At 64.4% G+C, this 19,993-nt stretch carries 17 protein-coding genes; 12 read left to right on the forward strand and 5 right to left on the reverse strand.

Translation table 11 applies throughout. From position 1 onward, the window contains the following. Positions 1–67 precede the first annotated feature (67 nt). A complete protein-coding gene (locus ISP20_RS10680; protein ID WP_204636077.1) occupies positions 68–880 on the forward strand; it encodes a S1/P1 nuclease in 813 nt (270 codons plus the stop codon). A gap of 11 nt (positions 881–891) precedes the next feature. Here ISP20_RS10680 and ISP20_RS10685 read toward each other — a convergent pair whose 3' ends face one another. Beyond that, complete coding sequence (locus tag ISP20_RS10685; protein WP_204636078.1) at positions 892–2,904, reverse strand: alpha/beta hydrolase family protein; 2,013 nt, start codon at positions 2,902–2,904, stop codon at positions 892–894. Between the two features lie 440 nt (positions 2,905–3,344). Here ISP20_RS10685 and pyk point away from each other — a divergent pair, with 440 nt between their 5' ends. The 3 genes from pyk to ISP20_RS10700 all read left to right on the forward strand — a co-directional run bounded on the left by pyk (position 3,345) and on the right by ISP20_RS10700 (position 6,607). Beyond that, positions 3,345–4,817, forward strand: coding sequence for a pyruvate kinase (gene pyk / locus ISP20_RS10690; protein WP_204636079.1), 1,473 nt, complete (start codon positions 3,345–3,347; stop codon positions 4,815–4,817). Positions 4,818–5,001: 184 nt separating this feature from the next. Further along, a complete protein-coding gene (locus ISP20_RS10695; protein ID WP_204636080.1) occupies positions 5,002–5,451 on the forward strand; it encodes an energy transducer TonB in 450 nt (149 codons plus the stop codon). Between the two features lie 148 nt (positions 5,452–5,599). Beyond that, the gene (locus tag ISP20_RS10700) at positions 5,600–6,607 is read left to right on the forward strand and encodes a class I fructose-bisphosphate aldolase (protein WP_204636081.1); all 1,008 of its coding nucleotides are present in this window, start codon (positions 5,600–5,602) and stop codon (positions 6,605–6,607) included. 197 nt (positions 6,608–6,804) lie between these two features. On the opposite strand, the gene ISP20_RS10705 is transcribed toward ISP20_RS10700, so the two are convergent. Further along, positions 6,805–7,419 (reverse strand): outer membrane beta-barrel protein, encoded by a 615-nt coding sequence (locus ISP20_RS10705; RefSeq protein WP_204636082.1) that lies wholly within the window; start codon positions 7,417–7,419, stop codon positions 6,805–6,807. A gap of 256 nt (positions 7,420–7,675) precedes the next feature. Here ISP20_RS10705 and tkt point away from each other — a divergent pair, with 256 nt between their 5' ends. After that, complete coding sequence (gene tkt / locus ISP20_RS10710; RefSeq protein WP_204636083.1) at positions 7,676–9,679, forward strand: transketolase; 2,004 nt, start codon at positions 7,676–7,678, stop codon at positions 9,677–9,679. A gap of 294 nt (positions 9,680–9,973) precedes the next feature. Further along, positions 9,974–10,522, forward strand: coding sequence for a DinB family protein (locus ISP20_RS10715; protein ID WP_204636084.1), 549 nt, complete (start codon positions 9,974–9,976; stop codon positions 10,520–10,522). A 97-nt stretch (positions 10,523–10,619) separates the two neighbouring features. Here ISP20_RS10715 and ISP20_RS10720 read toward each other — a convergent pair whose 3' ends face one another. Together ISP20_RS10720 and ISP20_RS10725 are read right to left on the reverse strand one after the other, a co-directional pair. After that, the gene (locus tag ISP20_RS10720; RefSeq protein ID WP_204636085.1) at positions 10,620–11,252 is read right to left on the reverse strand and encodes an HAD hydrolase-like protein; all 633 of its coding nucleotides are present in this window, start codon (positions 11,250–11,252) and stop codon (positions 10,620–10,622) included. Next, complete coding sequence (locus ISP20_RS10725) at positions 11,252–12,430, reverse strand: phosphoglycerate kinase (RefSeq protein WP_204636086.1); 1,179 nt, start codon at positions 12,428–12,430, stop codon at positions 11,252–11,254. Before ISP20_RS10725 ends, ISP20_RS10720 begins: the two co-directional genes overlap by 1 nt. 139 nt (positions 12,431–12,569) lie before the next feature. Between ISP20_RS10725 and maiA the strand changes: the two genes are divergently transcribed. Continuing rightward, on the forward strand, positions 12,570–13,235 hold the full coding sequence (gene maiA / locus ISP20_RS10730; protein ID WP_204636087.1) for a maleylacetoacetate isomerase: 666 nt from the start codon (positions 12,570–12,572) through the stop codon (positions 13,233–13,235). 202 nt (positions 13,236–13,437) lie between these two features. On the opposite strand, the gene ISP20_RS10735 is transcribed toward maiA, so the two are convergent. Further along, positions 13,438–14,556: a PilT/PilU family type 4a pilus ATPase gene (locus ISP20_RS10735; protein ID WP_204636088.1), complete on the reverse strand. Its 1,119-nt coding sequence runs from the start codon at positions 14,554–14,556 to the stop codon at positions 13,438–13,440. A gap of 131 nt (positions 14,557–14,687) precedes the next feature. On the opposite strand from ISP20_RS10735, the gene ISP20_RS10740 reads away from it, so the two are divergent. The 5 genes from ISP20_RS10740 to glmS all read left to right on the forward strand — a co-directional run bounded on the left by ISP20_RS10740 (position 14,688) and on the right by glmS (position 19,977). Beyond that, positions 14,688–15,236, forward strand: coding sequence for a DUF4398 domain-containing protein (locus tag ISP20_RS10740; protein ID WP_239535665.1), 549 nt, complete (start codon positions 14,688–14,690; stop codon positions 15,234–15,236). Beyond that, complete coding sequence (locus tag ISP20_RS10745; RefSeq protein ID WP_204636089.1) at positions 15,233–15,847, forward strand: DUF4398 domain-containing protein; 615 nt, start codon at positions 15,233–15,235, stop codon at positions 15,845–15,847. The genes ISP20_RS10740 and ISP20_RS10745 overlap by 4 nt, the downstream gene beginning before the upstream one ends. A gap of 408 nt (positions 15,848–16,255) precedes the next feature. Next, positions 16,256–16,483, forward strand: a complete 228-nt coding sequence (locus ISP20_RS10750) for an HP1242/YdcH family protein (protein ID WP_204636090.1) — start codon at positions 16,256–16,258, stop codon at positions 16,481–16,483. Between the two features lie 156 nt (positions 16,484–16,639). Then, positions 16,640–18,010: a pyridoxal-phosphate dependent enzyme gene (locus tag ISP20_RS10755; protein ID WP_204636091.1), complete on the forward strand. Its 1,371-nt coding sequence runs from the start codon at positions 16,640–16,642 to the stop codon at positions 18,008–18,010. Positions 18,011–18,147: 137 nt separating this feature from the next. Next, positions 18,148–19,977: a glutamine--fructose-6-phosphate transaminase (isomerizing) gene (gene glmS, locus ISP20_RS10760; RefSeq protein WP_204636092.1), complete on the forward strand. Its 1,830-nt coding sequence runs from the start codon at positions 18,148–18,150 to the stop codon at positions 19,975–19,977. Positions 19,978–19,993 lie beyond the last annotated feature (16 nt).

Here is a 19,993-nt window from a genome sequence, read left to right on the forward strand (position 1 = left end):
TGCTGGCGTGGAGCTGTCACGAGGCTGTGGCAGACTTCGAGGTTTCCCCCGACAAGATTTACAGCCCATGCCCTTTCCGCGCCGAACCGCCGTTGCCGCTTTTATCTGTCTCGCCCTGACTCCCGTCGTGCATGCCTGGGGCCAGCTCGGCCATAGCGTGGTGGCCGATCTGGCCCAGCGTCACCTGAGCCCGACAGCCGAAGCGGAAGTGGAGCGCTTGCTGGCGCCGGAGCACACCAAGTCGCTGGCCGACATCGCCAGCTGGCCGGACGAAATCCGCAACGATCCAACCAAGGACGCGTTGTGGAAGCAGACGCGCGCGCTGCACTACGTCGACTTCACCTCCGGCGACTGCAACTACACGCCGCCGCGCGACTGCAAGGATGGCCAGTGCGTGGTCGAGGGCATCGACCACTACGTCAAGGTGCTCGGCGACAAGAGCCAGTCGGACGCGACGCGCCTGGAGGCGCTGAAGTTCGTGGTGCACTTCATTGGCGACGAGCATCAGCCGCTGCACGGCGGTTCGCGCGACGACAAGGGCGGCAATGCCTACCAGGTGCAGTTCCAGGACAAGGGCACCAACCTGCACAGCGTGTGGGATTCGGGCCTGCTCAAAACCCGCGGCCTCGACTACAAGGCCTACGCGGACAAGCTGGAAGCCGAAGGCCCCGTCACGCTGCCCCAGCCGATCCCGCCGCTGGACAACGCCTACGCACAGTGGGCCGAAGAGTCGTGCACGATTTCGCGCGACATCTATCCCGATGGCCACAAGCTCGACCAGGCCTATGTGGACAAGGAGCTGCCGGTGGCGGAACTGCGGTTGCGCGAGGCCGGTCGTCGCCTTGCCGAAGTGCTCAACCTGACCCTGGCCAAGGGCTGAGTACGTGAGAATTACGGCGCAGCGCTCGCGGCTGCGCCGTTGCTCGCTGGCCCGATATTGCGGTCGAGGAAATCCAGCAGCTTCTCGTATAGCTCCAGCCGATGTTCCTGCAGGAAGAAGCCATGGCCTTCCTGCGCCTCGGTCAGCGATTCGTAGTGCTTGCCCTGTTTGTCCAGCGCCGAGGTGAAGGCGCTGAAGTGGGCGTACGGGGCGCGAGCATCGAGTCCGCCATGGATCAGCAATAGATGGGCCTTGATGCGATCCACGCCAGCCACGGGCGAGCGGCGCAACAGTTCGGCGCGATCATCGCCCAGCACCATGTTCAGATAATCCGCGCCGGAGTCCGTGCGGTGGGTATCGCTCTTGTCCAGTTGGATGCGCAAGTCGTAGACGCCCGCGTAGCCGATGGCGCAGCGATACAGGTCGGGTTCGCGCACCGCACCCTCCAGCGCGGCATAGCCGCCATAGCTGCCGCCGTAGATGCAGACGCGTTTGGCGTCGGCATGACGCTCGCGGATGGCCCATTGGGTGGCGTCGGTAAGATCGTCCTGCATGGCAGCGCCCCATTGGCGATAACCGCGTGCCTCGAATTGCGAGCCGAAGCCGCCTGAGCCGCGATAATTCACCTGCAGCACGGCGTAACCGCGGGAGGCCAGCAACTGGGTTTCTTCGTCGAACTCCCAGCGGTCGGCGACGCCGTGCGGGCCGCCATGCGGCAGCACGACCAGAGGGAAGGGACCATTGCCGGAGGGCTCGGTGAGAAAGCCATGCAAGACCACGCCGTCGCGTGCCGCCAGTTCGATCGGCGTCATCGCGTGCATCTGTTTGGGCGAAAGCCAGCGGCGCGCACTGAACAGGTACCGGGCCTGCCGCTTGTCCAGGTCGAACAGGTAGTAATCGCCGGGATCGCGATCGCTGCTTACGGTGACGATGGCGAGGCTGCCATCGTCGGTAAACGAGGTCAGGCGAACGAGCTGTCCGGGAAAGCTCTTGCCCACCGCTTCGCTGATCTGCGCTTCGCGGCTGTCGGGGTCGATGTAGTGCACGCCGCGCACGCCATCGTTGGTCACCACGCCATAGATGTCTTGATGGTCCGCGGTGGCAAGCACCGCGCCCGGATCGCTGAAGCTGCCTCGATACACCAGGCTGCGTTGGCCGGTTTGCAGGTCGAGCAGTTCGAGTGAGCGCGGGCCCTCGTCGTGCGTCACCTGCACGTAAAGTCGGCGGTTGTCGCGCGCAAAGCTCACCGGTTCGATCGCGACATGCGTCTTGGCCGAGTCGTTGAACAGTGTCCAATCCTTGCCCGCCTCGCGCACCCACAGCTTGGGTTGATGGTAAGTGCCGCCTGACGCGGCGCGCGGTTCGCCAAGATGATCCAGCACGATGTCCGTATCCGGTGCCGGCCCGCCGATCACGCGCTTGCTGTCGCCATTGACGACATTCAGGCGTTCGATGGAAGGCGTGCTGCCGGCGGGGTCGTCGGTGAATGGTTGTGTCTGCACCAGCGCGTAGCGGCCGTCCTGGATGGGTGCACCCTCGATCGGTCGCGCATAGGCTTCGCGCACTCGGCCGCCACGAAGCATGTGGTTGCTGTCGCCATAGGTGCCGCCCCGCCAGCCGAACAGGTAGGTGCCATGGCTGCCGTCGGCGTCGAAGGCGATCAATTCGCCGGTATCGGAAGGTCTTTCCAGGCTGTCGGTGCGCACCGCGAGCGCCATCATCAGGCGATGCTCGTTGGTCCACCGGTAGTGCCCGATCATGGTGCGGCTGCCCGAGCGAACGGTCGCCACCGGCTTCACCGTCGCCGTGTCGATGATGGCCAGCATGTTCTCGTAGGGAGTATCCGGCCGCGGCACCAACGCCGCGATGTGCTTGCCGTCGGGCGCGAGCTGCACGTCAGCGAATTCGGCCGGCCGTACGAAATCGGTGACGGTAGGCGTGGTGCCAGCGAACGATGGCGCTGCGGGCACCAGACAAGCAGCAACAAAAACGGCCATCAAGGCCGTGCGGACGAGGCCTGGCATAAGCATTCCCCTGATTCCCTTCGCGGTTCCCCCTCAGGCGATGCTAGCGCATGGCCGCCAGGTGATCGCAAGTCCATGCGGCGCGTCACCCTGTAGCCCTTCACTGCTCATTCCTTGCCCAATTATGCTGCGTTGCAGAATGAAAAGGCGCCGCACTCGCGGACGCCAGGATCGCTTTCGCATCGCGATGCTTCCGCGACCGGCGTGGATCCGCCGAGTGGATTTGAAGACGGCGCGCCATGACACCAGTGTTTGGACGTCTGTCCGTCCAGATAGCAGACCAGTTATTCGTCTTGACTCCATCTTGCACGTCAATTCGTAATACCAGTGCTCTTGGTGGTCCGCATGCCACAAGCAGTCCACTTGGGCGACGGAAAACAGTGCAAAAAAGCCGGCGCCAAGCCTCTGGAAGATGCGCGTTTTTTTGTTAGTCTCGATGTATGACTACTGATAATCCGCTGCGACGCACAAAAATTGTTGCCACCCTCGGTCCTGCGACCGACGCGCCTGGCATGCTCGAAAAAATCATCGCCGAAGGCGTGGACGTGGTTCGCCTGAACCTCTCCCACGGCCAGCCGGACGATCACCGCGCCCGCGCGGTGGCCGTGCGTGATGCGGCGACCAAGCTGGGCCGCGAGGTGGGCGTGCTCGCCGACCTGCAAGGTCCGAAGATCCGCGTCGAACGTTTCGCCAACGGTCCGGTGGAACTGCGCGTCGGCGACAGCTTCGTGCTCGATTGCAGCCCGGGCGCGCCGCTGGGCGACCAGACCCGTGTGGGCGTCAGTTACTACGACCTGCCCAAGGACGTCTCGGCAGGCGACGTGCTGTTGCTCGACGATGGCCTTGTCGCGCTCACCGTCGAATCGGTGGTTGGCCAGGAAATCCGTTGCCGTGTGCTGATCGCCGGCAAGCTGTCCGATCGCAAGGGCCTCAATCGCCAGGGCGGCGGCCTGTCCGTTTCGGCGCTGTCGGACAAGGACAGGGCGGATATCAAGCTCGCCGCCGAGATCGGCTGCGACTTCCTCGCCGTGTCGTTCGTGCGTTCCGCCGCCGATATGAATGAAGCGCGTCGCCTGCTCGAAGAAGCCGGTGGCAAGGCTTCGCTGGTGGCGAAGATCGAACGCGCCGACGCCATCCCGGTGCTGGGCGAAATCATCGACGCCTCCGACGTGGTGATGGTGGCGCGCGGCGACCTGGGCGTGGAGATCGGCGACGCCGAGCTGCCGGGCCTGCAGAAGAAGATCATCCGCGAGTCGGTGCAACGCAATCGCGCCGTCATCACCGCGACGCAGATGCTGCAGTCGATGGTGCGCTCGCCCATCCCGACCCGCGCCGAAGTGATGGACGTGGCGAACGCCGTGATCGACGGCACCGACGCCGTGATGCTTTCGGAAGAGTCCGCTGCCGGTGCGCATCCGGACAAGGCCGTGGCCGCGCTGCGCCGCATCTGCCTGGGTGCCGAACGCCAGTTCGAGCCGAAGGAAGATCCCGCCACGCAGGGTCATCTGCTCGACCGCACCGACCAGGCCATTGCACTGGCGGCGATGGTGCTGGCGGCCCAGCTGGGCGTCCGCGCCATCGTGGCCTTGACCGAATCGGGCGCCACCGCGCAGTGGCTGTCGCGCTACCGTAGTGCGGTGCCGATCTACGCTCTGTCGCCGTTCGACGATGCGCGCCGCCGCATGTCCATCTTCCGCGATGTAACGGCGGTGAAGTTCACCCACGTATCGCAGACGCCGGCCGGCTCCGCTCGCGACGCGGTGCGCCAGCTGTTCTCCGAAGGCCGGCTCGTCGAGGGCGACCGCGTGGTGCTGACCCATGGCGATCACATCGGCCAGGGCGGCGGCACCAATACCCTCAAGCTGCTCTCCGTGGGCGCCGAGGGTGTGGTGGAGTGCCTGCGGGACCTCTGACCGCTCGTTGAGATGCCTCGTCCGTCGATCCGGTGTGGGCCGGGTCGGCGGGCGATGGCTCTCCGTCAACCAACATTTCGCAAGGTGAACCTCACGCTTCACGCCTTCGTCGCCGGCGCCGCGGATAGTGCCAACAGGCCCTAGAATCGGTGCATCGTCCCCGACCACGAGCAGGAGGTTTTCCATGAACACGAAGTCACGTCGCATGACCCAGGCGTTGGTGCTGGCACTGGCCATCACGGGTGCGGCGCCGCTGCTCGCACAATCCCAGGCACGCATGGTGGGCCCCGAGCACATCCAGTCGTACTGGCTGATGTTGAACACCAAGGTCGACGCCGACATTCCCAACAGCGGCCGCAACATGGACAAGCCCGGTTGCGTGGCCGTGAGCTTCATGATCGGCACCGATGGCGTGCCGCAGAACGTTACCGTGCGCAAAGTGGTGCCGCAGAGCGATCTCGATGCGGTGGCCAAGAGTGTGGTGACCAACCTGCGTTACGGTCCGTCGCTGAAGAACAGCACACACGAGCCCGTGAACACCTACTACATCGTGCCGTTCAACCTGCCGGCCGATGCGGCCCAGAAGCAGGCCATCATCGACGCCTGCAAACTGCCGGGCTTCGAGCAGGCCTGAGGCCTGTCAGGCCAGCGCTGGCGCCGTTCAGGGCCTCCTCAAGGCCCTGCCATGGCTTATGGCCTATAATCTCCGCCTTTCACGACCTTGCCGCCTCCGGGCGGCATCACCTTGTGCGGCCCACACCGCCTAAGTATCCGGAGTTGTCATGAGCATCGAAGATCTCGAAAGCGTTGCCCTCGCGATGGTCGCGCCCGGCAAGGGCATCATCGCCATCGACGAGTCGACCAACACCATCAAGAAGCGTTTCGAGGCCGTTGGCATCGACAACACCGAAGAGAACCGTCGCGCCTACCGTGAGCTGCTGCTCACCGCGCCGAACCTCAACGAGCACATCTCCGGCGCGATCCTGTACGACGAAACCATCCGCCAGTCGACCAAGGACGGCGTGCCGTTCACCCAGGTGATGAAGAAGAACGGCATCATCCCGGGCATCAAGGTCGACAAGGGCCCGGTGCCGCTGGCCGGTTTCCCGGGCGACGTCGTCACCGAAGGCCTCGATGGCCTGCGTGAGCGCCTGGCCGAGTACGTGAAGCTGGGTGCGCAGTTCGCCAAGTGGCGCGCGGTGATCAACATCAGCGAAGACAATCCGTCCTCCACGGCCATCGAAGCGAACTGCCACGCGCTGGCCCGTTACGCCGCGCTGTGCCAGGAAGCCGGCCTGGTGCCGATGGTCGAGCCGGAAGTGATCATGGACGGCGACCACAGCATCGAAGTCAGCTACGAAGTGCACGAAGCCGTGCTGCGCAGCCTGTTCAATGCGCTGTACGAGCAGAACGTGATGCTGGAAGGCACCATCCTGAAGGTCAGCATGGTCATTCCGGGCAAGGAATCGGACGAGCAGGCCGAAGTGGAAGAAGTCGCCGAAGCCACCGTGCGCGTGCTCAAGACCACCGTGCCGGCGACCCTGCCGGGCATCGTGTTCCTCTCGGGCGGCCAGACCGACGAGCAGTCCACCGCCCACCTCAATGCGATGAACCGCATGGGCCCGCACCCGTGGCCGCTGAGCTTCTCCTACGGTCGCGCCATGCAGCAGGCCGCGCTGAAGCTGTGGTCCAAGGACATGAAGGCGAACTACGCCGACGCGCAGAAGACGGTCCTGGCTCGCGCCAAGGACAATGGCCTCGCCGCGCTGGGCCAGTGGAATGCCAAATAAGCGGTGAAGTCGGCCGCTGGCGCGTCCTGTGAGTGGTGAAGCCGCTCGCTGCGCTCGCTGTAAAAGGTAAAAAGAAAAGGGCGCCGTGAGGCGCCCTTTTTGTTTTTCCGCTAACCGCAACCCGCTCTTGCCATTGACTATTCACAGCGAGCGCAGCGAGCGACTTCACAGGCCGCGTAGCGGCCGGCTCAACCAACTCAGAACCGATATTCAGCGCTCACGCTATACAAATTCGTCGGCAGGCGGATGTTCTTGTCGCTCTGGCTGCCGTCGTAGTAGTCCCAGTTCAGGCCGACGCTGATGTTCTTGTTGATGTTGTAACCCGCACCCAGGCCGGCGTAGTAACGGGTGCTGTTGAAGTTGACCATCTCCGGATTGAGCTTGTCGTCGGTCAGACCCGAGCCCTTGGCGAAGAAGGCGCCGCCACGGACTTCGCCGTACCAGTTCGGGCTGAAGCTGTAACGCAGGTTCAGGCCGGCGGTCGCGCCCTGCAGCTTGGACTTGCCGTTGTCGCCGTTGTAATTGGCGTAGTTCTGGGTGTACTGGCCACGCGCGTCGGCACGGCCCAGGTAGACGTAGCCGACTTCGGCACCCAGCGAGGTGTCCGGGTTGAGGGCAAAGCGGTAGCCGCCCTTCACGCCGCCAGCGAAATTGCCGTTGTCATAAGGTCCCTTCTGGACCTGACCGTAGCCGGCATTGGCGCCGACGTACCAGCCCTGCTGGGCATTGCCTTGGACGGTGTCCTGGGCAAAGGCCGGGACAGCGGCGAGGCCAGCGGTAGCAAGGGCGAGAGCAAGAATGGTGTTCTTCATGGGGGCACTCCTCATCATCTTATTGGGCCAGGCCGCGGCGCCGGGGGTTCGGTGGAGCGCGGCTGGGTACCCCGTGTGGGCGGTACTTTTCCTTAGATGGTGGGGTCGTCAGATAGTTTCAATACTGGTTAGTTCATTATTAAGGTCGAGTTAATTTTCTTAACAATTGGCTAAGTGGGCGTGACTGGGGGACAGGGCCGAGCGGGATCGGCGACAATGCGTGCTTTTATTGGCCGCCTTCCCCGGAGACCCCTAGATGACAACCCGTCGCGAACTTGCCAACGCCGTACGCGCCCTCGCCATGGACGCTGTGGAGAAGGCCAATTCCGGCCACCCGGGCATGCCCATGGGCATGGCGGACATTGCCGAAGTGCTGTGGAACGATTTCCTCCAGCACAATCCGACCAACCCGAAGTGGTTCAACCGCGACCGGTTCGTACTCTCCAACGGCCATGGCTCGATGCTGCAGTACGCACTGCTGCACCTGACCGGCTACGACCTGCCGATGGATCAGCTCAAGCGCTTCCGCCAGCTGCATTCCAAGACCGCCGGTCATCCGGAAGCCAGCGAAACCCCAGGCGTGGAGACCACCACCGGTCCGCTGGGCCAGGGTCTGGCCAATGCGGTCGGTTTTGCGCTGGCCGAGAAGGTGCTCGCCGCGCATTTCAACCGTCCCGGCCACGAGATCGTCAACCATCACACCTATGTGTTCCTCGGCGATGGCTGCCTGATGGAAGGCATCTCGCATGAAGTCGCCTCGCTGGCCGGCACCTGGAAGCTGGGCAAGCTGGTGGCGGTGTACGACGACAACGGCATCTCCATTGACGGCGAAGTGCACGGCTGGTTCACCGACAACACGCCGGAGCGTTTCGAGGCGTATGGCTGGAACGTGATTCGCGGTGTGGACGGCCACGATGCCGATGCGATCAAGAAGGCGATTGCTACGGCGACCAGCCAGAACGAAAAGCCCACGTTGATCTGCGCCAAGACCATCATCGGCTTCGGCGCGCCGCACAAGCAGGGCAAGGAAGAAAGCCACGGCGCCGCACTGGGCAAGGATGAAGTGGCCGCCGCGCGCGACGCGCTGGACTGGCGCCATGCACCGTTCGAGATCCCGGCCGAGATCTATGCCGGTTGGGATCACAAGAAGGCTGGCGCCGAGCGCGAGCAGAAGTGGGATGACCTGGTGGCGAAGTACGCCGCGGCGTTCCCGGAACTGGCTGCCGAGTTCAATCGCCGCATTGCCGGCGACTTGCCGTCCGATTGGGCTGAGAAGTCTCAGGCCTTCGTCGACAAGCTGCAGGCGGATGGTCCGGAAGTGGCCTCGCGCAAGGCCTCGCAGATGACCATCGACGCGTTCGCGCCGCTGCTGCCGGAACTGATCGGCGGCTCGGCCGACCTGGCCGGCTCGAACCTGACCAAGTGGAAGGGCAGCGTCGACGCCGGCAACGGCTTCGATCCCAAGGGCAACTACGTGTACTACGGCGTGCGCGAGTTCGGCATGACCGCGATCGCCAACGGCCTGGCCCTGCATGGCGGTTTCATTCCGTACGACGCCACCTTCCTGGTGTTCTCCGACTACGCGCGCAACGCCGTGCGCATGAGTGCGCTGATTCCAGCGCACGCGATCCACGTCTACACGCACGACTCGATCGGCCTGGGCGAAGACGGCCCGACCCATCAGCCGGTGGAGCACCTCGCTTCGCTGCGTTACATCCCGAACAACCAGCTGTGGCGCCCGTGCGACGCGGTGGAATCGGCGATGTCGTGGAAGCTGGCGATCGAGCGCAAGGGCAACCCGGCGTGCCTGGTGTTTTCGCGTCAGACCCTCAAGCACCAGCAGCGCAGCGCGCAGCAGGTGGCCGATATCGCGCGCGGTGCCTACGTGCTGTCCGATCCGCAGGACACCAAGTTCAAGGCGATTCTGATCGCCACCGGTTCGGAAGTGGAACTGGCGATGGAAGCGGCCCGCACGCTGGCACAGCAGAACGTGCCAGTGCGCGTGGTGTCGATGCCGTGCACGGAAGTGTTCGATGCGCAGCCGCTGGAATACCGCGAAGCGATCCTGCCGGGCTGGTGCCGTGCGCGTGTGGCGGTGGAAGCGGCGACGTCCGACTTCTGGCGCAAGTATGTGGGCCTGGACGGCGACGTGGTCGGCATGACCAGCTTCGGTGCCTCGGCACCGGCGCCGCAGCTGTTCGAGCACTTCGGTTTCACCGTGGCCCATGTGGTCGATTCGGTGAAGCGCGTGATCGGCTGAGGCGATAGCGTTGAATGAAAAAAGCCGCGGCTTGCCGCGGCTTTTTTTTCGCATAGCCCTGTGGGAGCGCACCCTGTGCGCGACGGCCATCGGAGCCGCCATCGGGCAGGTTGCCGTCGCGCACAGGGTGCGCTCCCACAAGGTATCGGCTCAAACGCGGGTCACGGTCAAGCCGCCGGGCTTGAAGATCTTCGCGGGAGGCCGTGGCCGCTTTCTGACGACTTGCCGTTCGGCAGGTGATTTCATTCGGCGCGATGGCTACGCTGGCGACTTGCCAACGCACCTCGCTGAGCCATGAACCCACCCGCACCCTCGCGCTGCGACCATTTACGACAAATGGCCGCCTACAATCGCTGGATGAACGAGAAAATCTACGCGGCTGCGGCCACGCTGCCGCCCGACGAGGTGCTGGCGGATCGCGGCGCATTCTTCGGCTCGATCCACGCCACGCTCAGTCATATCGCCGTGGCCGACACGATCTGGTTGCAACGCTTCGCCGCCCATCCGGCGAACTATGCCGCGCTGGAACCGTTGATGGGCGTGCCGATTCAACGCGATCTTGCCGCGCAACCCTTTGGCGATCTGGCTGCCCTGACTTCGCACCGGCGCTTTCTCGATGGTGTGATCGAGGCATGGGCGCAGGACGTGAGCGAGGACGATCTCGATCACGCGCTGGCGTACCTGAATACCCGCGGCGAGGCGTTCCGCAAGCCGTATTTCTTCCTGGCGATGCACTTTTTCAATCACCACACGCATCATCGCGGGCAGGTGACGACGCTGTTGACGCAGGCCGGTGTGAATGTGGGTTCGACCGATCTGTCGAGCTTGATCGACGAGGTGTAGAGAGCATCTGTGGGAGCGCACTTGTGCGCGACGGCCGAACGAAGCGGAAATCTTGCAGGTTGCCGTCGCGCACAAGTGCGCTCCCACAGTTATGGGCTTAGCTGGTCAGCAATTGCGCCAGATGTTCCGGATCGCGCGCCAGTTCATCCGCGCCGGCCTTTTCAAGCTCCGCACGGGTGCCGAACCCCCACAGCACGCCGACGCCGCGAACGCGGTTGGCCACCGCGCCGTCGATGTCGAAATGGCGGTCGCCGATCATCACCGCGTGCTCCGGCTCCGCGTTGAAATCGGCCAGGGCGGCGGCAATCATGGTGGCTTTTTCGCTGTGCGGGCTGGACGGGTCCGGGCCATATAGACGGCTGAACGCGGCGCCGAACGGCAGGTGTTCGATGATCGGCCGCGCGTGCCGTTCCGGTTTGCTGGTGACTACGGCCAGGGTGTGGCCGGCCGCCTGAAGGCGCCCGATCATCGACTCGATGCCGGGATAGACCGTGTGTTCCTGCCAGCCGATCGCATGGAAGCGCTCGTGGTAGAACTCCACCGCCTGTTCGACACGATCGTGATCGTGGTCGAGCAGCGGTGCGAAGCTGTGCCGCAGCGGCGGACCGATCCAGTGGCGCATCTCCGCAGGATGCGCCACGCCCAGCTGCGTCAGCGCATGGCGGACGCAGCCCAGGATCCCGATCTCCGAGTCGATCAGCGTGCCATCGAGATCAAACAGACAGAGCATTACTTTCCTGCGCGTGCCTTGAGGGCTGCCACCGCCGGCAGTTCCTTGCCTTCCAGGAATTCGAGGAAGGCACCGCCGCCGGTGGAGATGTACGACACGTCTTTTTCGATGCCGTACTTGTCCACCGCTGCGAGCGTGTCGCCGCCACCGGCGATGGAGAAGGCCGGCGAGGCGGCAACGGCACGCGCCAGCGTTTCGGTGCCGTGGCCGAAGGCGTCGAACTCGAACACGCCGACCGGGCCGTTCCACACCACCGTGCCTGCCTTGGCGATCATTTCGGCGTAGCGGCGGGCGGTCTCGGGCCCGATGTCGAGGATCAGCTCGCCTTCCTTCACTTCGTCCACCGGCTTCACCGTGGCGGGTGCATGCGCGGAGAACTCCGGTGCCACCACCACATCGACCGGCAGCGGAACATCGGCGTTGCGGCGCTTGGCGTCGGCGATCACTTTCTTGGCAGCGCCGATGAGGTCGGGCTCATACAGCGAGTTGCCCACCGAGTAACCCATGGCCGCGATGAAGGTGTTGGCGATGCCGCCGCCCACGATCAGCTGATCGACCTTGCCGATCAGGTTTTCCAGCAGGGTGAGCTTGGTCGAGACCTTGGAGCCGGCGACGATGGCCAGCAGCGGGCGGGCAGGTTGTTCCAGCGCCTTGCCCAGTGCGTCCAGCTCGGCCGACAGCAGCGGGCCGGCAGCGGCGATCGGGGCGAACTTGATCACGCCATGGGTGGATGCCTGGGCGCGGTGCGCGGTGCCGAAGGCATCCATGACGAAGATGTCGCACAGCGCGGCGTACTTCTTGGCCAGCGCATCGTCGTCCTTGCCTTCGCCGACGTTCATGCGGCAATTCTCGAGCACCACCACTTCGCCCTCGGCGACGTCGACGCCGTCGAGGTAGTCGGCCACCAGGCGCACCGGCTGGCCGAGCTTGTCGCCCAGCCACTTGGCGACGGGCGCCAGCGAGGACTCGGCGTCGAACTGGCCTTCCTTCGGACGACCCAGGTGCGAGAGCACCATCACCTTGGCGCCGGCATCGCGGGCGGCTTTGAGGGTGGGCAGGGCGGCGTCCAGGCGCTGGGTGGAAGTGATCCGGCCGTTCTCGATCGGTACGTTCAGGTCTTCGCGAATCAGCACGCGCTTGCCGCGCAGATCAAGATCGCTCATGCGGGTAACGGACACGGCGGAACTCCCTCGGGATGGATGCATGGATGCGGACGCCATAGGGCGCGAACCGCCTATTGTCCTGCCCGTTTCCCGGCGATGCAAACCGCGCGACAGGTATCCTAGGGTTCTGGGATCTCAGCGGAAGGGCAAAGTCATGGGTCAGCAACGGGTCTTGTACGGCTACTGGCGCTCCAGCGCGGCCTACCGGGTGCGCATTGCCCTGAACCTGAAAGGCCTGCCGTATGAGCACAAGGCGGTGCACCTGCTCAATCACGGCGGCGAGCAGCACCAGCCGGACTTCCAGGCCTTGAACCCGCAGGAACTGGTGCCCTGCCTGGTCGATGACGGCCAGGTCTTCACCCAGTCGATGGCGATCATGGAGTACCTCGACGAAACCCACCCCGAGCCGCCGCTGCTGCCATCGGTTCCGGCCGGTCGGGCACGCGTTCGCGCGCTCTCGCAGGTCATCTCCTGCGACCTGCATCCGCTGGGCAATCTGCGCGTGCTGCAGTACCTGACCGCTCAGCTGGGGGCGGACGATGCGGGTAAGGGCGTGTGGTCGCGCCACTGGATCAGCCTGGGCCTGCAGGCGCTGGAAGCGATGCTGGCGGGCAACGTGGCGACCGGTCGGTTCTGCCATGGCGATAGCCCCGGCATGGCCGATGCCTGCCTGGTGCCGCAGGTGTACAACGCCGTGCGTTGGAAGCTGCCGATGGATGATTACCCGACCATCAACCGGATCCATGAGGCTTGCCAAGAGCTGCAGGCGTTTCAGAAGGCTGCGCCGGAAGCCCAGCCTGATGCTCCGACTGCGGCTTGAGACTTTTTTTCTAACGCAGTTCGAGCGGTGGATCTTCACCTCACCGTCATTCCGGCGCACGCCGGAATCCAGTGGCCGCAGTTCCAGGTTTTCGCCAAGAGCTTGGGGCCCTGACGCGACAACCTGGCGCATTCGCTACTGGATTCCGGCGTGCGCCGGAATGACGGTGAGGGGACTTGAAGCCGCGCGGCAGGGCTTGTGTCTAGAAGCCCAGCCCGTACGGGTCGTTGCCGACCAGTTCGGTGCTCTCGGTGTTGCCGCCGCTGTCGGACAGGCGGATCTTGAGCGCCAGGCCATCGCGCGAGTCGGCCTTGTTGAGCGCTTCCTCCAACTCGATGCGGCCTTCCTTGTACAGGCGATAGAGCGACTGGTCGAAGGTTTGCATGCCTTCCTGCAGGCTGCGGTCCATCGCTTCCTTGACGTCGTGCACCTGGCCGCGGCGGATCATGTCGCGGATCAGCGGTGTGTTGAGCAGCACTTCGGTCGCCGGCAGGCGGCGGCCGTCCTTGCCGATCACCAGGCGCTGGCTGATCACCGCGCGCAGGTTGAGCGCGAGGTTCATCAGCACGTTCTTGTGCGCCGATTCCGGGAAGAAGTTGAGGATGCGTTCCAGCGTCTGGTCGGCGTTGTTCGAGTGCAGCGTGGCCAGGCACAGGTGACCGGTTTCGGAGAACGAAATGGCCGCTTCCATGGTGTCGGTGTCTCGGATCTCGCCGATCATGATCACGTCCGGCGCCTCGCGCATCGCGTTGCGCAGGGCCTCGTGATAGCTGTGCGTATCCAGGCCGACTTCGCGCTGGTTGACGATGGATTTCTTGTGCCGGTGCAGGTATTCGATCGGGTCCTCGATGGTGAGGATGTGGCCCGAGGAATTCTGGTTGCGGTGGTCGATCATCGCCGCCAGCGTGGTCGACTTGCCCGAGCCGGTGGCACCCACCACCAGGATCAGGCCGCGCGGCTCCATGATCAGCTCGCGGAAGATGCTCGGCAGCTGCAGCTGATCGATGCTGGGAATTTCGCTCTTGATGGCACGGATGACCATGCCCACTTCGCCGCGCTGCTTGAACACGTTGATGCGGAAACGGCCGGCTTCCTTGACGGCCAGTGCCATGTTCAGTTCCAGGTCGCGCTCGAACTGCGGTACCTGGCCCTCGTCCATCAGCGAATAGGCGATTTTCTTCACCATGCCGCTGGGCAGGCCGGTATTGCCCAGCGGGTAAAGCTTGCCCTCGACCTTAATGTTCACAGGGGCGCCCGTCGTCAGGAACATATCCGACGCGCCCTTGTCAACCATTAGCTTGAGGAAATAACCAATGTCCACTCGAATCCCCTAGTTCCGTGCGCATTGCTAAAGTGGATTATGCCCGCCCACAATACGCTGTGACACTCTGAGAGGACTGAGTGATGGTGCACATCTTTTCCCCGCCGAGACAGCGACCCCCGGTTGCCCGTTTGGCGGTTTCGACCCTGACGCTGGCCATGACGCTGGCGTTGGCCGGTTGCGCGTCCACGCCGCCGCCGGACGGGATCCTGAATCAGGCGCAGGCTCAGCTGCGGGCGGCACGCGATGCCGACGCCGCGGTCTACGACCCGATTGACCTGGGCAACGCCCAGGACAAGTTCCAGCAGGCCCAGAACGCCATGGCCAAGCGCGACTACGACGTCGCCGCCCAACTGGCCGACGAAGCCCGGGCCAGCGCCGAACTGGCCCGCGCCAAGGCCCGCCTGGGTGCGGCGCGGTCGCAGATCCAGAACAAGACCTCGGCAAACCAGCAACTGCGCGAGCAGATCGACCAATCCCTGGCCGACCAGCAACAGCAGGACCAGAACCAGCCCGCCAACTTGCCGCCCCCGCAGCAGACGACGGACATGCCCGCGCCGCCGAGTTCCGCCTTGGGTGAGCCGGTACCGCAGGGGCAGGGTTTCCAGACCTATCCGCAGAATCCCAATCCCGACCAGCCGGCTCCATCGTCGAGCACTGACCAGGGAGGCCACCTATGAAAAAACTGACCCTCCAGCTTTCGACGCTGGTGTTCGCCTTGGCCGCCGTGGGCGCTGCCCATGCCGCCAAGGACGACATGGACGTGGCGCGGCTGAACAACAGCCTCGACCAGCTCTCCAGCGACCCGTCCATCGGCACCTATGCGCAGGCCGAGCAGGCGCGCGCCCGTGACGCCGTGAACCAGCTCTCCCAGGCCCGTTCGCGCGATCGCGCGCATGCGCTCTACATCGCGGAGCGCCGGGTCGACCTGGCCCGCGCCACGGCGCAGTTGCAGGACGCCCAGTTGCAGATCGGCAAGCTCGATCGCGAGCACGACCAGATTCAGCTCGATGGCAGCCGCCGCGAGACGGAAATGGCGCGCCGCGAACTCGAACGCCAGCGCCTGCAATACCAGGCGGCCCAGGAAGAGTCCGATCGCCAGCTTGCCGCGGGCGCTGAAGCGGCCGCCCAGGCCCAGGCCCAGGCCGACCAGGCCAAGAAACTGGCGGCGGCCCAGGCCAAGGTCGCCAATGCAGCCAAGAAGCAGGCTGACCTGGCTGCCCAGGCGGCGCGCGCCATGCGTCAGCAGATGCAGGGCGACGGCTCGACCAACAAGGATCAGGGCAAGTAAGTCCCGATCCTCGATGTGCTCGAAAGGCCGGCGGTCACTCCGTCGGCCTTTTTATTTGTCTGTCCCATGGTCGAGACAACGGGGTTCGCGGACGACTCTGTTCAAGTTTCGCAACGGCGGCGTTGGTGTTGCGCAAAAGACTGTTCTGGCACTCTTTTTTCAGAAAGTTCCATCGTTCGTGGCGGGCCAAATGACGCTTGCATGACCCCAAATCGGGGAGTAGGGTCAAGTTCCCAGGGGGCATCTCCGCGTCCTGGGTCACCGACCTGAGTCATGCACCCATTCTTCCCCTTTCATCGTTATCCGTGCACCGGTCGACCGGCATGGATAGCGGGTGCGTGTGCGTGATTCCTCGTCAGCAGGCGTCCCTGTCAGGTGCCTGCCGTTCTCGCCAGAGGAGGTTCGATCATGTTTGAAAACCAGCAGCGTGATGATGTCGAAGCATTGATGAAGGCAGATGCCGAATTTCGCCGGCTCTACCAGCATCACAAAGAACTCGACAGCAAGGTGCACGATGCCGAAATCGGCGTGCTTCCCATCGATGACATGACGTTATCGGGCATGAAGAAGGAGAAACTCCACGCGAAGGAGCGACTCCAGCGCATGTGGGACAACCGAGCGCACCACATCAACTGATTCTGCGACGTTTTCGCATGAACGCGGCCCCGGCGCCTCACGGCTCCGGGGCCGCGTCGTTTCCGGCATCCGCGTGGGGGCCAAGCCGGGCTCGGTTATCATCGCCTTTCCGAGCGGCCACCAAGAAGCGGCCGCTGACTACAGCAAGGAGTTCTTATGTCGGTCCACCAGAGTGTCCTCGAACTGATCGGACGTACCCCGATGGTACGCGCGCAGCGCCTGGACGTTGGACCGTGTGAGCTGTTCCTCAAGCTGGAAAGCGCCAATCCCGGCGGCTCCGTCAAGGACCGCATCGGCCTGTCGATGATCGACGGCGCCGAAAAGGCCGGCAAGATCCGCCCCGGCGACACGCTGGTGGAAGGCACGGCCGGCAATACCGGCCTGGGCCTGGCGCTGGTGGCGCAGCAGAAGGGCTACCGCCTGATCCTGGTGGTGCCCGACAAGATGAGCCGCGAGAAGATCTTCAACCTCAAGGCGATGGGCGCCGAAGTGGTGCTCACCCGTTCGGACGTGGCCAAGGGCCATCCGGAGTACTACCAGGACATGGCCGAGCGGATTGCGCGCGAAACGCCCGGCGCCTATTTCATCAACCAGTTCGGCAACCCGGACAATCCGGCGGCGCATATCGCCACCACCGGCCCGGAAATCCTGGCGCAGCTGGATGGCAAGGTCGACGCCATCGTGGTTGGCTGCGGCTCCTCGGGCACGCTCAGCGGCCTGTCGAAGTTCTTCGCCCAGCATTCGCCGGAGACCGACTTCGTGTTGGCCGATCCGGTGGGCTCGATCCTTGCGCAGTACATCAACGAAGGCGTGCTCTCGACCAAATCGGGCAGCTGGATGGTCGAAGGCATCGGCGAGGACTTCCTGCCGGGCATCAGCGACTTCACCCGCGTGAAGAAGGCCTATGCCATTCCCGACAAGGAGAGCTTCCTGGCCGCGCGCGAGCTGCTGGCGAAGGAGGGCATCCTCGGCGGCTCGTCCACGGGCACCCTGCTGGCTGCCGCGCTGCGTTATTGCCGCGAGCAGACGACGCCCAAGCGCGTGGTCACGCTGGTCTGCGACACGGGCAACAAGTACCTGTCGAAGATGTACAACGACTACTGGATGCTCGACAACGGCTTCATCGAGCGCGAGCAGCACGGCGACCTGCGCGACCTGCTGCTGCGCCCGTTCGCCCAGCGCGACACGGTGGTGATCGGCCCGAACGAGTTGCTGATGACCGCCTACACGCGCATGAAGCTGTACGACGTCTCGCAGCTGCCGGTGATGGATGGCAGCCGCCTGGTCGGCATTCTCGATGAATCGGACGTGCTGATGCACGTGCACGTGGACGAAGCCCGGTTCCGCGACCCGGTGTCCACCGCCATGATCACCAGCCTGCACATGCTGGACGTGCGCTCGCCGATCGAATCCCTGTTGCCCGTGTTCGACCGCGGACACGTGGCCATCGTGGTGGACGGCGACCAGTTCCTGGGCCTGATCACCCGCATCGATCTGCTGAACTATCTACGCCGCAAGGTGCATTGAAGCGCGGGCGGCGAGGCGTTCAGCATAGGCCATCGGAATACCCGCCCATCGCCACGAAAGTTTGCTGAAATCGGTTGCGGCCACAGTCGCGTTTTCGCGACTGTCATAGTCCGCGCTGCTTCAAGGAGTAACAGCTTATGTGTGGAATCGTTGCCGCCGCCGCCCAGCGTGATGTGGCCCCCTTGCTGATTGCCGGCCTCAAGGCGCTCGAATACCGCGGTTACGATTCAGCCGGCCTGGCCGTGCTCGATCGCGGCGAGATCCGCCGCGTGCGCGCCAAGGGCAAGGTGCGTGAGATGGAAGCCCTCTATCTGGCGGAGCCGTTCCCTGGTGGCACCGGCATCGCGCACACCCGCTGGGCGACGCACGGCGTGCCCAATGAAGCGAATGCGCATCCGCACATGGCGGGCAGCGTAGCCTTGGTGCACAACGGCATCATCGAGAACTACGCCAGCCTGCGCGCGGATCTGCAGTCGCGCGGCCACGTATTCACTTCGGAAACCGATACCGAAGTGATGGCGGCACTGATCAACGAACACGTGCAGTCGGGCATGAACCTGCGTGATGCCGTGCTGGCCACCGTGCGCGAACTCGAGGGCGCCTATGCCATCGCCGTCGTCAGCAGCAAGGAACCGGGTCGCGTGGTGGGAGCGCGCCACGGTGCGCCGTTGTTGGTGGGCGTGGGCATCGGCGAGCACTTCCTGGGATCGGATGCGCAGGCGCTGATCCAGGTGACCAACAAGATCATCTATCTCGACGAGGACGACGTCGCCGAAATCACCCGCGACCAGGTGGACATCTACAACCTGCACGGACAGCGCGTCGAACGTTCCATGCATGAGAGCGAACTCTCCGCCGATGCGGTGGAGCGGGGCGAATACCGCCACTACATGCAGAAGGAAATCTTCGAGCAGCCCGCCGCCGTGGCCGCCACGCTGGAAGCGCGCATCGGTCCGCACGGCGTGTTGCCGAACATCTTCGGCGTGGACGGCGACGAGCTGCTCGCCAAGGTGCGCGGCCTGCACATCATCGCTTGCGGCACCAGCTATCACGCGGGTCTGGTGGCCAAGTACTGGATCGAAGAGCACGCGCGCCTGCCGGTGAGCGTGGAAGTGGCCAGCGAGTACCGCTACCGCGAAGCCGTGGTGCCGGATGGAACCTTGTTCGTGGCCATTTCCCAATCCGGCGAAACGGCCGATACGCTGGCCGCGATGCGCGAATCGCGTCGCCGTGGCTATCTGGGCACGCTGGCGATCTGCAACGTGCCCGAGTCGTCCGTGGTCCGCGAGTCCGACCTCAAGTTGATGACGCGCGCGGGCCCGGAAATCGGCGTGGCCTCCACCAAGGCCTTCACCACCCAGCTCGCTGCCCTCGGCTTGCTGACGTTGCACCTGGCGCACCACCGCGGCATGGACAACGGCCGCTACATCGATCTTTGCGCCCAGCTGCAGCATCTGCCGCGCGCGCTCGAAGATGCGCTCAAGCTGGAACCGCAGGTGATCGATCTGGCCGAGCATCTGATCCACCGCCAGCACGCGCTGTTCCTGGGGCGCGGCGCCCAGTATCCGGTGGCCCTGGAAGGCTCGCTCAAGCTCAAGGAAATCTCCTATATCCACGCCGAGGCCTACCCCGCCGGCGAACTGAAACACGGCCCGCTCGCTCTGGTGGACGAAGACATGCCCGTGATCGCCGTCGCCCCCAACGGCCCGCTGCTGGACAAGCTCAAATCCAACCTGCAGGAAGTCCGCGCCCGCGGCGGCGAACTGCTGGTCTTCGCCGACGGCGAAGCCAGCCTGGAAGGCAACGGCGCCCGCGGCGTCACGCTGCGCATCAACGGCGGCGGCGATTTCATCGCCCCGGCTGTGTTCACCGTGCCGCTGCAGTTGCTCGCGTATCACGTGGCGGTGCTGCGTGGTACGGATGTGGATCAGCCGCGCAATTTGGCGAAGTCGGTGACGGTGGAGTGACCGGTGCGCGCTTCGG

This window comes from Dyella kyungheensis (genome assembly GCF_016905005.1).
Taxonomy (GTDB): domain Bacteria; phylum Pseudomonadota; class Gammaproteobacteria; order Xanthomonadales; family Rhodanobacteraceae; genus Dyella; species Dyella kyungheensis.

Bases quoted from the DNA above. Each gene is read 5' to 3' on its own strand.
- ISP20_RS10720 (WP_204636085.1), bottom strand. From the start codon at position 11,252: ATGCTCTGTCTGTTTGATCTCGATGGCACGCTGATCGACTCGGAGATC.
- ISP20_RS10700 (WP_204636081.1), top strand. From the start codon at position 5,600: ATGAGCATCGAAGATCTCGAAAGCGTTGCCCTCGCGATGGTCGCGCCC.
- ISP20_RS10705 (WP_204636082.1), bottom strand. From the start codon at position 7,419: ATGAAGAACACCATTCTTGCTCTCGCCCTTGCTACCGCTGGCCTCGCC.
- ISP20_RS10695 (WP_204636080.1), top strand. From the start codon at position 5,002: ATGAACACGAAGTCACGTCGCATGACCCAGGCGTTGGTGCTGGCACTG.
- maiA (WP_204636087.1), top strand. From the start codon at position 12,570: ATGGGTCAGCAACGGGTCTTGTACGGCTACTGGCGCTCCAGCGCGGCC.
- ISP20_RS10750 (WP_204636090.1), top strand. From the start codon at position 16,256: ATGTTTGAAAACCAGCAGCGTGATGATGTCGAAGCATTGATGAAGGCA.
- tkt (WP_204636083.1), top strand. From the start codon at position 7,676: ATGACAACCCGTCGCGAACTTGCCAACGCCGTACGCGCCCTCGCCATG.
- ISP20_RS10685 (WP_204636078.1), bottom strand. From the start codon at position 2,904: ATGCCAGGCCTCGTCCGCACGGCCTTGATGGCCGTTTTTGTTGCTGCT.
- glmS (WP_204636092.1), top strand. From the start codon at position 18,148: ATGTGTGGAATCGTTGCCGCCGCCGCCCAGCGTGATGTGGCCCCCTTG.
- ISP20_RS10715 (WP_204636084.1), top strand. From the start codon at position 9,974: ATGAACCCACCCGCACCCTCGCGCTGCGACCATTTACGACAAATGGCC.
- pyk (WP_204636079.1), top strand. From the start codon at position 3,345: ATGACTACTGATAATCCGCTGCGACGCACAAAAATTGTTGCCACCCTC.
- ISP20_RS10680 (WP_204636077.1), top strand. From the start codon at position 68: ATGCCCTTTCCGCGCCGAACCGCCGTTGCCGCTTTTATCTGTCTCGCC.
- ISP20_RS10745 (WP_204636089.1), top strand. From the start codon at position 15,233: ATGAAAAAACTGACCCTCCAGCTTTCGACGCTGGTGTTCGCCTTGGCC.
- ISP20_RS10755 (WP_204636091.1), top strand. From the start codon at position 16,640: ATGTCGGTCCACCAGAGTGTCCTCGAACTGATCGGACGTACCCCGATG.